This window comes from Halpernia frigidisoli (genome assembly GCF_900113805.1).
Lineage (GTDB): Bacteria > Bacteroidota > Bacteroidia > Flavobacteriales > Weeksellaceae > Halpernia > Halpernia frigidisoli.
Map to the genome: position 1 here is coordinate 471,652 of NZ_FOQT01000001.1, position 14,765 is coordinate 486,416.

General features: G+C 33.5%; 13 protein-coding genes. 8 read left to right on the top strand and 5 right to left on the bottom strand.

Annotated elements, in window-relative coordinates:
* Nucleotides 1-76 precede the first annotated feature (76 nt).
* On the top strand, nucleotides 77-640 hold the full coding sequence (locus BM238_RS02300) for a hypothetical protein (RefSeq protein ID WP_090078558.1): 564 nt from the start codon (nucleotides 77-79) through the stop codon (nucleotides 638-640).
* A 57-nt stretch (nucleotides 641-697) separates the two neighbouring features.
* On the opposite strand, the gene BM238_RS02305 is transcribed toward BM238_RS02300, so the two are convergent.
* From BM238_RS02305 to BM238_RS02320, 4 genes are all read right to left on the bottom strand, one after another.
* On the bottom strand, nucleotides 698-1,333 hold the full coding sequence (locus tag BM238_RS02305; protein ID WP_090078559.1) for a trimeric intracellular cation channel family protein: 636 nt from the start codon (nucleotides 1,331-1,333) through the stop codon (nucleotides 698-700).
* Between the two features lie 51 nt (nucleotides 1,334-1,384).
* Nucleotides 1,385-1,759 (bottom strand): four helix bundle protein, encoded by a 375-nt coding sequence (locus tag BM238_RS02310; protein ID WP_233741897.1) that lies wholly within the window; start codon nucleotides 1,757-1,759, stop codon nucleotides 1,385-1,387.
* A gap of 33 nt (nucleotides 1,760-1,792) precedes the next feature.
* The gene (gene coaD / locus BM238_RS02315) at nucleotides 1,793-2,254 is read right to left on the bottom strand and encodes a pantetheine-phosphate adenylyltransferase (RefSeq protein ID WP_090078561.1); all 462 of its coding nucleotides are present in this window, start codon (nucleotides 2,252-2,254) and stop codon (nucleotides 1,793-1,795) included.
* A 78-nt stretch (nucleotides 2,255-2,332) separates the two neighbouring features.
* Entirely contained in the window at nucleotides 2,333-3,313 is a 981-nt protein-coding gene (locus BM238_RS02320) for a D-alanine--D-alanine ligase (RefSeq protein ID WP_090078562.1), read from the bottom strand.
* Between the two features lie 149 nt (nucleotides 3,314-3,462).
* Here BM238_RS02320 and BM238_RS02325 point away from each other — a divergent pair, with 149 nt between their 5' ends.
* The 5 genes from BM238_RS02325 to murI all read left to right on the top strand — a co-directional run bounded on the left by BM238_RS02325 (nucleotide 3,463) and on the right by murI (nucleotide 8,911).
* A complete protein-coding gene (locus BM238_RS02325; protein ID WP_090078563.1) occupies nucleotides 3,463-4,473 on the top strand; it encodes a PASTA domain-containing protein in 1,011 nt (336 codons plus the stop codon).
* Nucleotides 4,474-4,523: 50 nt separating this feature from the next.
* The gene (locus BM238_RS02330; protein WP_090078564.1) at nucleotides 4,524-5,582 is read left to right on the top strand and encodes an RluA family pseudouridine synthase; all 1,059 of its coding nucleotides are present in this window, start codon (nucleotides 4,524-4,526) and stop codon (nucleotides 5,580-5,582) included.
* 48 nt (nucleotides 5,583-5,630) lie between these two features.
* Nucleotides 5,631-6,581: a PorP/SprF family type IX secretion system membrane protein gene (locus tag BM238_RS02335; RefSeq protein ID WP_090078565.1), complete on the top strand. Its 951-nt coding sequence runs from the start codon at nucleotides 5,631-5,633 to the stop codon at nucleotides 6,579-6,581.
* 204 nt (nucleotides 6,582-6,785) lie between these two features.
* A complete protein-coding gene (gene hemW, locus BM238_RS02340; protein WP_233741918.1) occupies nucleotides 6,786-7,895 on the top strand; it encodes a radical SAM family heme chaperone HemW in 1,110 nt (369 codons plus the stop codon).
* Nucleotides 7,896-8,080: 185 nt separating this feature from the next.
* Nucleotides 8,081-8,911, top strand: coding sequence for a glutamate racemase (gene murI, locus BM238_RS02345; protein WP_090078567.1), 831 nt, complete (start codon nucleotides 8,081-8,083; stop codon nucleotides 8,909-8,911).
* A 300-nt stretch (nucleotides 8,912-9,211) separates the two neighbouring features.
* On the opposite strand, the gene prmA is transcribed toward murI, so the two are convergent.
* The gene (prmA, locus tag BM238_RS02350) at nucleotides 9,212-10,039 is read right to left on the bottom strand and encodes a 50S ribosomal protein L11 methyltransferase (RefSeq protein WP_090078568.1); all 828 of its coding nucleotides are present in this window, start codon (nucleotides 10,037-10,039) and stop codon (nucleotides 9,212-9,214) included.
* Between the two features lie 316 nt (nucleotides 10,040-10,355).
* Between prmA and BM238_RS02360 the strand changes: the two genes are divergently transcribed.
* The gene (locus tag BM238_RS02360; protein WP_090078570.1) at nucleotides 10,356-13,223 is read left to right on the top strand and encodes a M16 family metallopeptidase; all 2,868 of its coding nucleotides are present in this window, start codon (nucleotides 10,356-10,358) and stop codon (nucleotides 13,221-13,223) included.
* Between the two features lie 61 nt (nucleotides 13,224-13,284).
* Nucleotides 13,285-14,721, top strand: a complete 1,437-nt coding sequence (locus BM238_RS02365; protein WP_143093334.1) for a hypothetical protein — start codon at nucleotides 13,285-13,287, stop codon at nucleotides 14,719-14,721.
* The last annotated feature ends 44 nt before the right edge of the window (nucleotides 14,722-14,765 follow it).

Sequence of the window (14,765 nt, forward strand, 5' to 3'; positions counted from 1 at the left end):
GGAATCTAAAAACAAAGTGTTTTAAACTTTGAAATCTAAATTTCGAATTCTATCTTTGCACCTTTAAAATAATTAAATGAACAAGTATATAAAATTTTTATTTGCCGCCTTAATGATCGCTGCTGGAATTTTCCTGATGTTAAACAGAAACATAGGTTGGGGAATTGTTGTTGTGATTTTAGCTGGAATCCCAATATTTTTATTTTTTAAAAATGAAATTATATTATTGGCTTTTCTGCAATTACGAAAACAAAAAATGGATAAAGCTGCAGATTGGTTGACGAGTATCACAGATTATGAAAAACAACTGCACAAATCTCAATATGGTTATTACCACTATTTACAAGGCTTAACTTTAGCCGAACATCAACCGCAAAAAGTAGAACCATACATGAAAAAAGCCCTGGAGTTTGGTTTAAATATGAAGCATGATCGCGCAATGGCGACATTAAATATTGCTGCAGGTGCTTTACAAAAGGGTAGAAGACAGGAAGGCGCAAGACTTTTAGAGGAAGCAAAAAAACTGGATACTGCCGGAATGATGACTGAACAAATAAAGATGCTTAAAGACCAAATGAAATTACCAACGATGCAAAAACATATGCATAATCCGAATATGAGAAATAGAGGTAAATTTTAAAACAATTTCTTCAATAATATAAAATCCCGAAAATTAATTTTCGGGATTTTTTTTATTCTACATTTCAGAATTATTTTTGTCAGACCAGTAAAACTTAGGTATTTCCCATTGAAATTTCACCGCTAAAGTTCGCACCGCAACTATTGTTATAATGGTGAAAATTTGCACAAATGTGTAGGAAAATGTTAGGTATTTTACAGCGAACAAAAAAACTGCGCCGCCAATAATACAAGCCGTGGCGTAGATTTCTTTTCTAAAAATTAGTGGAATTCTGTTTAACAAAATATCTCTAATAATTCCGCCAAAACAGCCGGTTATTGTTCCTAATGTCAAACAAATAATAGGATGAAGATGCGCGGAAAGTCCTTTCTGAACACCAATTATGGTAAAAAGTCCTAATCCGATACTATCAAATAAAAATAGAGTGACACGAAATTTATTTTCTAAAGATTTAATGAGCATTGCGATCATACACGAGCCGAAAATGACGGCGCAAATAAAAATATCATGCATCCAGAAAACCGGTACGCCAATTAAAATATCACGCACAGTTCCGCCACCAACGGACGTAACGAAAGAAATAATTAAGACACCGAAAGGATCAAAGCGTTTTTGCATCGCAGCAAACGCGCCCGACATTGCAAAGGAAATCGTTCCTAAAATTTCGATGATAAAATTTAATTGCTCGTGCATGTTTCAATGAGTAATCTTTAATGAGTAATGAGTAATTTGGAGAATGTTTAATTATCGGGGTAAATTATCTTGTAATTTCTTTTTATAGGTTGTCATCACTTTTACAATTTCATCGCATTCCGCTTTTAAGGGATTTAATTTTTCAGTTGATAAATATGACATCTCTTCAATTACTTCTAACCAAAATTGTGTTTCATCTACTTCTTCTACAACGACGCACAATTTTGCAAATTTTTCTTTTTCAGATCTTGCTCTTCCAACTGCTCTATAATTTGCAGCAACCGAGGTCGAAGACCTATAAATTTGTTTTCTTATGACAGCTAAATCTTCTGAATATTTCAAAACGGAAAGTTCCTTTAAAATTAAAATACAAAGTTTTTTAGTTCTGTCCCTAAAAATTTGATTGTAATCGAGATTACTCATCATTTAATTTATTACTTATTAAAGATTGCTTATTACTCATACTCTTACCGCATCCGGAACCAAAATTTCATAATTACCTTTAAATGAAATGATTTCCCGCACAATACTGCTGCTTATGAAAGATTTTCCGGCAGATGTTAGAAGAAAAATAGTTTCGATTTTATTGTCCTGTGTCAAAGTTCGGTTGGTTTGTGCGATGGCTTTTTCAAATTCAAAATCTGCGGGATTTCTTAAGCCTCGAAGAATAAAATTAACGTCTTTACTTCGGCAATAATCGATGGTTAAACCTTCAAAAGAATCAACCTCTACATTTGGGAAATTTTTAAAAGTTTTTTTAATGAAGTCCATTCTTTGTTCGATTGAAAACATATATTTCTTTTGAGAATTTTGGCCAATTGCAATAATTATTTTGTCAAAAAGCGGCACCGCTCTTTCTACAATATCGAAATGACCAAGCGTGATAGGATCAAATGAACCCGGAAATACTGCAGTTTTCATATAAATTAATTTTAGATTTTATATTATTAATTTTAGATTTAATCACTTTATTTGAAATCTAAAATTAAACTTTTATAATTATTTTAAAAGCGCTTTTTCTACTTCGTTACCGCAAAGATCTTCCAGCGAAATGCCATAAATTTTTGCCTGTTGTGGTAAGATACTTGCCGGCGAAAATCCTGGATTGGTATTCATTTCCAACATATATGGCGTACCGTCCATTATTATAAACTCTGAACGAGAAAAACCGCTCATTCCCAAAGAGTTGTAAGCTTTTTTGGCAATATTTTCAATTTTTATCCGTGTATCTTCATCAATTCTAGCTGGTGTGATTTCCTGTGAAGCACCTTCATATTTAGCTTCATAATCAAAAAATTCATTTTCTGACACAATTTCTGTAATTCCTAAAACTATTGTTTCACCTTTATAATCAAGAACGCCAACTGAAACTTCCATACCATCTAAAAAGCTTTCAATTAAAATTTCATCGTCTTCCGCAAAAGCAAAATCAATAGCTTTTTGTAGATTTTTAATGTCTTTTAATTTTGTAATTCCCAATGAAGAACCGGATTGATTTGGTTTAACAAAAACCGGCAATCCTAATTTCTCAATAACTTCATCTTCGGAAACGCTTTCTCCTTTTCTCAAATAGATACTTTTTGCGGAAAGAATATTATATTTTGAAAGGACTGCAAGTGTGTCTTTTTTGTTAAACGTTAAAGCGCTTTGGTAAAAATTACAACCTGTATATTTTTGATGAACCGCGTCCCAATAAGCCTGCAAAATACCATTTTCGCCGGGCGTTCCGTGGATAATATTGAAACAAACGTCAAATTTTAAATTTTGTCCGTCAAGATCAACGCTGAAATCATTTTTGTTTATTTCAATTTTTTCACCATCATCTTTTATGAAAAACCAACCTTCTTTTAAAACCTGTACTTTAAATACATTATAAAGGTATTTATTTAAAGAATCAAAAATGAGTTGTCCACTTTTGAGTGAAACTACAGATTCATTGGAATAGCCGCCCATTACGACTGCAATATTTTTCTTTGTCATGTGAGAAAATTTGAAAGGCAAATTTAGATAAATGTTTTTTGGTAATCATTTATTTTAAAATCTATTTAAAGAATTAAAATTAAAGGAGTCACCAAATCCGAAAAAGAATTTTTATATATTTGCGTTTACATTTTAACTAAATAAAAACTATGCTGAAATCAATGTTCCACTGGAAGGTATTGGTAAATTTGCTTCTTGCTTTGGGTATTTTTACCGCACTGGTTTGGCTTACGTTCAGGTGGTTAGAATTTCACACCAATCACGGCAAAGAGATCGTTGTTCCTACTTTGGTCAATCAATCTGTACAAAATGCCATTAAAATTTTAGATGAACAGGGTTTAGAATATGAGGTTGACAGTTTAGAATATAATCCAAAATACAAACCTTTTCAGGTTATAAAAATTTATCCTGCTTCTGGATCGCACGTGAAAGATGGCAGAATCGTTCGTTTGGCAGTAAATCCGCGTTCCTGGGCGCCGGTTTCCGTTCCGGATGTTTTGGATCGGTATAAAGGTTTGGCTTTTAGACAACTGGAATTGGTTGGGTTAAAAGTTGGTGACACTATTTATGAGCCAAGTATTCAGCGTGATGCGGTTATCAGAATGCAGTTTAATGGTTCAGTATTAAAACCGGGAACTTTAATTCCTAAATTCTCCACTATAGATTTAATTATAGGCGCGGGACCTAGAAGAGATATTACTATTCCGAATTTAGTTGGTTTAACCGTGCAGGAAGCAAAAGCGATAATCTCTCAAAATCTTTTTGAAGTAGGATTAGTTGATTTTGAAGACGGCGGTAAAGATGAATCTGACCTTGTATATTATCAGGATCCGGAAAGTTATTCTGTTCGCGATCAGGGAATGCAGATTGATATTTGGGCAAGTAAAAAAACACCAGCCGAAATGGGCGGCAAAATATCGCAGCTAAATTCCATGTACCGTATTAAAATTGATACCACAACGCCAACTATTCGGGATTACCAACCGCCGATCTACAGAGAAACGCCTACAATCCCAGAACAGACGCAACCAACTTCAACTCCGAAAACTTCTACAGAAACAGTGAAGCCAAAGGTTGAAAAAACAACTTCTACACAACCCGCCAAAAAGGAAACGCCGGTCACGGTTAAGCCAAAAGCTAAAAAAGTGGTTGTAGAATAGATAATTAGAAAGCTTTAAGAAAATTAAAGCTTTTTTATTTTAAAACAGTTATGATAAAAGAAGAAGATAAAGAAGACGATCTCAATGATGAGAATGAAAATGAGGAGGAAAATACTGGTCTTTACGAACATTTTAATATAAAAGTTGACGCCAATCAATCTTTGCTTAGAATTGATAAATATCTTTTAATTTTTCGTCAAAATTCTACCAGAAATAAGGTTTCGCAGGCTTGTCGTGCAGGAAATGTGTTGGTAAATGGAAATGCTGTAAAACAAAATTACCGCGTAAAACCCGGCGATGAAATTTCAGTGCTTTTAGCACATCCGCCGCGGGAAAATGTGATTGTTCCCCAGGATATTCCTTTACAAATAATATATGAAGATAATGACGTTTTGGTTGTTGATAAAGCAGCCGGAATGGTTGTACATCCAGGTCATGGGAATTGGGACAAAACTTTAATCAATGCGCTGGCGTTTCATTTTCAAAAGGATAAAAATTTTAAATCAGATCTTGATCGGGTAGGTTTAGTGCATCGCATTGACAAAGACACTTCCGGTTTGCTCGTTATTGCAAAAAATGAGTATGCCTTAAGCTATCTCGCAAAGCAGTTTTTTGACCGAAAAACAAAACGCCTTTACTGGGCTTTTGTCTGGGGGAATTTAGCGGAAGAAGAAGGCACAATTACGGGAAATATTGGCCGACATCCGAAAAACCGGATGCAAATGTTCACTTATGTGGATGGAAGCGAAGGCAAACACGCCGTTACACATTTCAAAGTTTTAGAAAGGTTTAAATACATGACTTGGGTAGAATGCAAGCTTGAAACGGGAAGAACGCATCAAATAAGGGCTCATTTTAAACATTTAGGCCACACTTTATTTAATGATGAAAGATACGAAGGTCATCAAATATTAAAAGGAATCAATTTACCAAAATATAAAAAATTTATCCAAAATGTATTTGAAATATTACCAAGACACGCTTTACATGCGCACACGCTGGGTTTCGTGCATCCTGTGACGAAAGAAGAAATGTATTTTGAAAGTCCGATGCCCGATGATATGCTTCAAGCCGTAGAAAAATGGCGAAATTATTTAGAAAACAATTAGATTTTATATTTTTTACTTAAATTTGACGTTATTAGATTTTAAAAAACTGTGAAAAAACTTTATATTCTTTTTTTAATTCAAATATCTGCTATTTCATTTGCGCAGGAAACTTTGCCGATTTATCAGCAATATCTGCTTGATGGTCAGTTTTTAATAAACCCTGCACATTATGGGGAAACGGATGATATCGTTTTAAATGGTAATTACCAAAAGCAGTTTTCCAAACTTTCAGAATCTCCAAATGTCCAATCTGTCGGCATTCACGCTAATATTTTTGACAGAGTGGGTGGCGGAATATCTTTTTTTCGTGATCAAAACGGTCCAATTTCTTCCAACGGAATTACTGCCGGTGCGTCTTATTTTATTCCGCTAAGTGATGAAGGCGAAAGAAAAGACCAGTTTTCTTTCGGTACGAATGTCAATTTTTATAATTTAAGCTTTGATTATGGCGCTTTAAATCCGCAAGACCCGAACGATCCTTTGCTTTATGACGGCAACAATAATATTTTTATAGCTTACGGAAATATTGGTATGCAGGCAACTTTTAAAAACTTTTTCGGTGGCGCCTCGGTTTTGGATATTCCTTTAAGTAACGACATTCCGATTGTCAATGGTATCGAGCCTTCTCCCACGAAATATATTTTAAATCTTGGTTATGATTATGTTATAACCGAAGGCATTTCTGTAGAACCGTCCATTTTAATGAACCTAAATACAAATTCCTCAAAATTAATTGATTATAATCTTTTGGCGAAAGTTTACAGCGACACCAATCTTTTCGCGGCAGGAGTAAGTTTTAGAACGGCAAGTGACAATGTTGGAAGTCAGCAGCTTAGTATTTCGCCGATAATTAAAGCAAAAATAAACAGATTTACTTTTGGTGCATCTTACAATATGGGTTTATCCGACATTCAAACTTACGGTGGCAGCAGTTTTATGTTGAGCGTTGGTTATAATTTTGAAAATTTTATTAATCCAAGAGGTTACAGATACAGATAGTTTTTTTTGGGGGCAGCTTTTCCGCCTTCCGTTCCCGCTTTTTTTATTCCGCTGCGCTCCACAAAAAAGAGCTCCACTCAAGTCGGGCTGCAAATTTTTGCTGTATTTGAAAATTATTTTAATTTTAATAAGATTTTATTCAAAAAAATTTTCATTTTTCGTACTTCCTAAAACCTACAAGCTAACTAATTGATTTATATACACATTCCATTCTGCAAACAAAAATGCAGTTACTGCAATTTTCATTTTTCCACTTCATTAAATTTGAAAGATGAGATGATTTCCGCGATGGCAAAAGAAATAAATCTGCGCCAAAACGAACTGGAAAATAAAACCTTAAAATCCCTTTATTTCGGCGGTGGAACGCCATCATTATTAAAAGTCGATGATTTAAAATTTCTAATAGACGAAGTTTTAAAATACCACACTTTTGATCCAAATATTGAAATTACGTTAGAAGCAAATCCCGATGATTTAAGTCAAAGTTTTTTAAAGGAACTCTCAAATACTGAATTCAATCGTCTTTCGATCGGAACGCAATCTTTCTTTGAACCGGATTTAAAAATGATGAACCGCGCGCATAATTCCGAAGAAGCCGAAAGTTCTATCAAACGCGCCCAGGATTTTGGTTTTGAAAATATAAGTATTGATTTAATTTACGGTTCGCCAACTTCCAACATGAAGATTTGGAAAGAAAATTTACAAAAAACAATCGATCTTAAAGTGCCGCATATTTCTTCTTATGCTTTAACGGTTGAACCTCAAACTGCACTTCACCAATGGGTTTTAAGTAATAAAATTGTCAAACCAAATGAATCCGAACAAAATGAAGAATTTTATTTTATGTCAGGTTTTTTGAAAGAAAATGGTTTTGAACATTATGAAATTTCAAACTTCGCAAAACCTGGTTTTCACTCCAAACATAATTCCGCCTATTGGAATTACAATGAATATTTAGGAATCGGTCCATCCGCACATTCTTATAATGGCAGAACGAAACGCAGCTGGAATATCGCCAATAATTCAAAATACATTCAGGAAATCGCTTCCAATAAATTACCGCTTGAAACAGAAATTTTAAGCGAAAAAGAACAATTCAACGAAATGGTTATGATCGGATTGCGAACAATTTGGGGCATGAATTTTCCGAAGTTAAAACAAAAAATATCAGAGGAATTATTTCAAAAAGCAGAAATTTCAATCAATCAAAAACTCGCAGACGGATTTCTTGTTTTAGAAAATGATTTCCTGAAAATTCCCGAAAAACATTGGTTTCTTTCCGACGGAATCGCGAGTGATTTATTTTTGGTTTAAATTCAAGATTCAAGATTCAAGATTCAAGATTCAAGATTCAAGAGCCAAGAACCAACACGTCAAATTTGTATCATTTGTTTTTTAAAATGAAAAATATTTGTGCAATTCATATCAAAAATCTTACAAAAAATCCAAACCAGAAGTTTATAAAAAAACATTAAATTTGTTTATTCAATCTACAGCTTTTGAAAACTAAAAAACCCGATTTCACTCATCTTTCCGCCTCTCAACCCATTGGTATTTTTGATTCCGGAGTTGGTGGTTTAACTGTTGCAAAAGAGATAAAACGCTTAATGCCGCATGAAAATCTTATTTATTTCGGCGACACAAAACATTTACCTTACGGCGATAAATCCAAGGATGCAATCATCGGATATTCTGTAAAAATTGCGCAATTTTTATTAGAAAAAAACTGCAAAGCAATTGTTATTGCCTGTAATTCGGCGACGGCAAATGCGCTGAAAGAAGTTTTGGAACTGGTTCAAAATCAGGCTTTGGTTTTTGATGTTATCAATCCGGTTGCAGAAAAGGTGGCTTTTGAAATTCACACAAACGTCGGCGTAATTGCCACGAAAGCAACTATAAACTCCGGACTTTACCGCAAAAGTATCCGTAAACATAATAAGTTTATCAAAGTCGATGAACTGGCAACACCACTTCTCGTGCCCGCGATTGAAGAAGGTTTAAAGAATCACGCGATTACACATTCCATCATTTACCATTATCTGAGCAATCACAAATTAAAAAATATTGAAACTCTTATTTTGGGTTGCACACATTATCCTTTGTTGATTGATGAAATCCGTCAATATTATGGAAACCGTGTGAGAGTAATAGATTCACCAAATATTGTGGCCAATCAGGTTCGGCATTTATTAGAAAAAAAACATCTTTTAAATGAAAAAAATCCAGAACCGACTTATGATTTTTACCTTTCAGATATCACTAAAAATTTCGAAAAGATCTCTAAAAAATTCTTCGGCAAAACTATCGAATTGAAGTTGCAGGTTTTGTAGAATTTGGGCGCCAATTTCCACCTTCCGTTCCCAAAACGAGGAACGAATTTCGATGATTCAAATAAAAATAATATAAATTCTAAATCAATCTTTTTACTTCGAAATTGATTTTTTCAATAGAAAATTTATTTAAGCAAAAAGGATTTCCACTCAAGTCGGGGCGTAGATTGTCGAATTTAGAAGTGATGTCCCAAAAAAAAGTTTAACCAACAATATTTTTTTGAAGACTGAAGAATTTTTCTTTGTGAACTTGTAGAATCCTTTTAAGGAATTCTTTGTGACTTTGTGGTTAAATTGAGGTTATTTTTCCAGCAACAAACTCACCCATTCTTCCCGCTGAATTTTCTTTTTTAGTTTCAAATTTTCTGCGTAGCAAACTTCCAAAATATCATCTACATCAAAAAAGCACAGACCGGAAAGTAAAAGTTCTCCGTTTTCATTCAGGTTTTTTATATAAACAGGAATATCTGAAATTAAAATATTGCGGTTGATATTTGCTAAAATGATGTCAAAACTTTCTTTGCCTAAATTATCAGCAGTTCCCAGTTCCACTTTAAAATCAACATTATTTCTTGCCGCATTTTCGCCGGAATTTTCTACAGACCATTCATCAATGTCAATTGCCAAAGTATCTGCAGCACCGCGCATCTTTGCAAAAATCGCCAAAACAGAAGTTCCGCAACCCATATCTAAAACTTTTTTTCCATTAAAATCCATATCCAACATTTGTTGGATCATCAAATAAGTTGTGGCGTGATGTCCCGTTCCGAAAGACATTTTCGGCTGAATAATGATTTCCGTTGGTAAATTTTGTGGTTCATGAAATTCTGCTCTGATGGAAACTTTATCTTCAATATTTATCGGCGAAAAATTCTTTTCCCATTCTTCGTTCCAATTAATATTTGGCATTTCTGCGGAAGTGTAAGAAATCTCAATTTCAGGATTATTTAATAAATCCAAACTTTTGAGTTCCGTTTCTTTAAATAATTCTTTTTGAATGTAAGCCAGAATGCCATCATATTCTTCTGTAAAACTATCAAAACCAATCTCAATCAATTCCGCCATCAGAATTTCATTCCAGGGTTGAAGTGGTTTAATTTTAAAATTGAATTCCAGATAGTTTTGCATTGTGAATATTTTTGCAAAAATAAGGTTTTTTGTAGATTTATCTTTTAGCCAAAACAAAATTAATTTTCAGCGGATCTTGTCTAGCAATAGGGATAGAAATGGAAATCCTTTTTTGCTGCGAAAACTTTCTTTTTATGAATTAATATCTTGCAAAAAAGATTGGAATGGAAAGCCCGGCCGGAAAAAATATAAAATATTTTTTTCGGATTGCCCAAAAGAAATTCAGCCATAAGACCAACTTGAAATCTTACTAAATTCCGTATTTTTGCAATGCGGAATTGTATTTAAAATTCCTCTTTATTTTTAAAATATTTCAATGACAACCGAACAATTTCCGGAAATTTCCACTACAGATAACAATAATTTCACTTATAAAACTTTCGAAAACGATCCAAATAAAGTCCGGATTTATACTTTAAAGAACGGTTTGCAGGTTTTTTTGGCTCAAAATTTTGATGCGCCAAAAATTCAAACGTATATTCCGGTAAAAACGGGAAGTAATAATGATCCGAAAGACAATACGGGTTTGTCGCATTATCTGGAACACATGATGTTTAAAGGAACTTCAAAATTAGGAAGTGCAAATTGGGAGGAAGAAAAAAAATATTTGGACCAAATTTCAGATCTTTATGAAGCGCACAAAGAAGAAAATGATCCGGAAAAGAAGAAAGTAATCTATAAAAAAATAGATCAGGTTTCCCAAAAAGCCAGTGAATTTGCCATCGCCAATGAATATGACAAAGCGATTTCTTCACTTGGCGCAACAGGAACAAACGCGCACACCTGGCTTGATGAAACGGTTTACAAAAATAATATTCCCAATAATGAACTTGAAAAATGGTTGAAAATTGAAAAAGAACGTTTCTCAGAACTGACTTTAAGATTATTTCACACAGAATTAGAATCTGTTTACGAGGAATTTAACCGCGCGCAAGATAATGACGGCAGAATTTCAAATTACGCTTTGATGGAATTGCTTTTTCCGACGCATCCAAACGGTCAGCAAACAACTTTGGGAAAAGCGGAACATTTGAAAAATCCGTCTATGAAAGCGATTCATCAATATTATGATGATTTTTATGTGCCAAATAATTACGCAATGGTTTTGGTAGGCGATTTTGAATTTGATGAAACCATAAAATTAGTTGATGATTATTTCGGAAAATTAAAATCAAAAGAATTGCCTTTAAAAGAAAAAATTGAGGAAAAACCTTTAAATAAAATTCAGAAAAAAGTTGTTAGAACTCCAACAATTGCGAGAGTGCAAATTGCCTGGAGAACGAAAAGTTATGGAAGTCGGGAATCTCAACTTGCCGATATTTGTGCAAATATCCTGACAAACAGCGGAGAAGCCGGACTTTTAGATCTGAACATTAATCAAGCGCAAAAAGCACTTTATGCACAAGCTTTTTCGACAGGTTTCAAAATTTATGGTTATTTTTCTGCGGTTATAGTGCCGAAAGAAGAGCAAAATCTGGATGAAGGAATTGCGATGCTTTTAGAACAGATCAACTTGATCAAAAAGGGAGAATTCCCGGATTGGTTGTTGGAAGCCGTATTTAATGATTTTAAATTACAACGCCTTAAAGCCCTGAAAACCGCAGATGGTTTGGCAAGCAATCTTTATGACACTTATATTAAAGGAAGATCCTGGCAGCAGGAATTAGAAGAAATGTCTGAATATGAAAGTATTACAAAAGAAGAAATTGTAACTTTTGCTAATGATTTTTTCAAAGAGAATTATGTTGCGGTTTACAAAGAAAAGGGCGAAAATGAAGATTTAATCCGTGTTGATAATCCGGGAATTACACCAATTAAAATTAACCGTGATACAAAATCTGATTTTTTAAAAGAAATTTTAGCACAAAAACCACTTTCCATAAAACCTTATTTTATCGATTATAAAAAAGAAATTGAAAGTACCTTTATTCGTGAAAAGAAAATAAGTTTTATCAAAAATAAGGAAAATGATCTGGCACAGGTCCACTATATTTTTCCCTTTGGAAGCGATCATGACAAAGAATTAGGTCTGGCAACGCAGGTTCTACAATATCTCGGAACGCCAAAATTTACGGCAGATGAACTGAATCAGGAATTTTATAAACTTGGAATTTCCAATGATTTTAAAACTTCACCAAACGAGTTAAGAATTTCCTTAACAGGATTAGAGGCAAATATCTCAAAAGGAATGGCGCTTTTGCATCTTTGGATGAGCACGGCAAAACCTGAACAGGAAACGTATCTGGAATTTGTAAATACGATTTTGGAAAGCAGAGAAGCCGCGAAGAAAGATAAAACCAGAATTTTTTCAGCATTGGTAAATTATGCAAAATTTGGAAAAACTTCCAGAACGCGCGATGTGATTTCTGAAGATAATTTAAAAAATATTAAGGTAAAAGACCTTACTGACAAAATTAAAAAGATATTCAGTTTTCCATATCAGATCTTTTTTTATGGAAAAGATTTTTACACTTTTAAAAGTGTGGCAGAACCTTTTATAAAACCGGAGTTATTCAATATTCCAGAGCCAAGAATTTATCCAGAACCGGAAACTTCAGGCAAAGTTTATTTCGCAGATTATGAAATGGTTCAATTGGAAATGAGTAAAGTGGCGAAAGGAAATCTTGTAGACATTGAAAATTTTGGTAAAATAAATGTATTTAATGAATATTTTGGAAGTGGATTATCGTCCATTATTTTTCAGGAATTGCGTGAGAGTAAAAGTTTGGCGTATTCTGCCTACGTTTCTTATGCCGCAAATGCAGAAATTTCTAAACCAGATTATATTTCAACTTACATCGGAACGCAGCCCGATAAATTGAAAATTGCAGTGGATGCGATGGATGATTTAATGAAAGATTTGCCGCAAGTTGAGTTTCAGTTTACCAACTCTAAAAACTCTGCTTTGAAAAAAATTGAAGCCGGAAGACTGACCAGAACCAACGTTTTCTTTAATGCTTTGCGTTTACAAAAATTAGGCGTTGATTATGATTTGCGTGAAAAAGTCTATCACGAAACGGAAAATTTAACCTTAAAAGATTTAACCGATTTTTATAATTCCAATATTAAACCGTTAAAATTTAACACTGCAATTATTGGTAAAAAAGAAAATCTGGATATGGAAGCGGTAGAAAATTTGGGAGAATTTCAGGAATTGAGTTTGGAAGAGATTTTTGGATATTAGGATTTTTTTAAATAAATAAAATATTTCGATGATTAATTTGTTATAAGTTAAATAACAAAAGTTGTCATTTAACAAAAGTCTTTTCTTTATTTTATTTTCCTTGTCAGCTTCCGGGCAGGAAAATCTTACTTTTAGTAATGATCTTTTTAGCGGTATAAATTCTGCGCCTTTTTCCCCAACACAACCATTTTTTAATGAAAATTCTTGGGATGTAAATCTTTTTTCCGAAAGCATAAATGTGGAGAATGATTATGCCTATATTTCAAATAAAAGCTTTTTGAGCCTAAGAAATGGCAGCATCCAAACGGCTGATATAAGAAATAATGTGAGAGGAAGTAATACCGCGGGTGTTCTTGACTTTTACAATAAAGATCTGGGAAATTTTTATTTTAATTCTGATATTTTAGGTCCTTCATTTAGTTTAAAGCAAAACATCAAAGGAAAAGTTTTTCAATTGGGAATTTACTCGCGGTTACGAACGCAGGGTTCTGCTTTAAAAGTTGATAATTATTTTAGGTTTGGAAATCAGGGTTTGCAGGATCCCGATTTTTATGATTTAAAACCTTTCGACATGAAAGTTGTGAACTGGGGCGAAATTGGGTTTAATATGGCAACAGAACTTTTTCCGTATGCCGCCCAAAAATGGGTCGTTGGTGCAAACTTTAAATACGAAATAGGTCTTGATGCTGTGGATGTTAAAAGTTTTGATGTTGTAAAGCTAAAGCAGACTTTTGTGGAGGAAAATGGTGCTCAAAAACAAACTATCTCCGCAGAAAATTATAATCTGGAAACCAATTTTGCAACCAATTATAATTTTGATTCCAGGAGATATGAACTTAAACAAAATGGAAAAGGTTTTGGTCTGGATCTCGGAATCTCAATGCTTGACAAGGACGAAAATGCTGATAATTATAATTTTAAAGCCAGTTTTTCTGTACTTGATTTGGGTAAAATTAATTTTAAAGGACAAAAAAATGTGTTTAAAGGCAATAATTTTGTGATCGTCAATAATCCTGATCTTGACAACTCTGAGTTTATAAGTCCGCAGCAGTATCTAGAATTTTTGAGCAATCTTGTTTATGGCGACAAAAACGTTTCTTTACAGGGAACAGATTTTACGGTGGGTTTACCAACAAGTCTTCATTTAAATTTAAGTAAAAATATTACGGGAAATCAGTATTTAAATTTTGATATAATTCAGCGTTCGCCTGTTTTTGAAAATTCTTTAAAGAGAAGCAATGTTTTCACTTCATCATATACCGTTCAAAAAAACTTTGTAGGTTACGGCGGTTCCGTTTCTTTGTATGAATACAAAAAACTGCAGTTTGGTGGTTATTTGCGACTAGGACCCTTAATTTTGGGAAGTTCAAACTTTTTTCCATTAATTTTTAAACAAAAAAAATTGAATTCTGGTGATTTTTTTATTGGTCTTAAAATTTACCCGTTCTGGGATAATGAATTTAAACGACACCGAAGAGCTGATTGTAATTGTGAATAAAAAAAGACTGCCAATTTTGACAGTCTTTCTTTCTTTAAAACATT

Coding starts and splice junctions, on each gene's coding strand:
- BM238_RS02320 (WP_090078562.1), bottom strand. CDS start 3,313: ATGACAAAGAAAAATATTGCAGTCGTAATGGGCGGCTATTCCAATGAA.
- BM238_RS02305 (WP_090078559.1), bottom strand. CDS start 1,333: ATGCACGAGCAATTAAATTTTATCATCGAAATTTTAGGAACGATTTCC.
- coaD (WP_090078561.1), bottom strand. CDS start 2,254: ATGAAAACTGCAGTATTTCCGGGTTCATTTGATCCTATCACGCTTGGT.
- BM238_RS02300 (WP_090078558.1), top strand. CDS start 77: ATGAACAAGTATATAAAATTTTTATTTGCCGCCTTAATGATCGCTGCT.
- BM238_RS02325 (WP_090078563.1), top strand. CDS start 3,463: ATGCTGAAATCAATGTTCCACTGGAAGGTATTGGTAAATTTGCTTCTT.
- BM238_RS02310 (WP_233741897.1), bottom strand. CDS start 1,759: ATGATGAGTAATCTCGATTACAATCAAATTTTTAGGGACAGAACTAAA.
- BM238_RS02330 (WP_090078564.1), top strand. CDS start 4,524: ATGATAAAAGAAGAAGATAAAGAAGACGATCTCAATGATGAGAATGAA.
- prmA (WP_090078568.1), bottom strand. CDS start 10,039: ATGCAAAACTATCTGGAATTCAATTTTAAAATTAAACCACTTCAACCC.
- BM238_RS02360 (WP_090078570.1), top strand. CDS start 10,356: ATGACAACCGAACAATTTCCGGAAATTTCCACTACAGATAACAATAAT.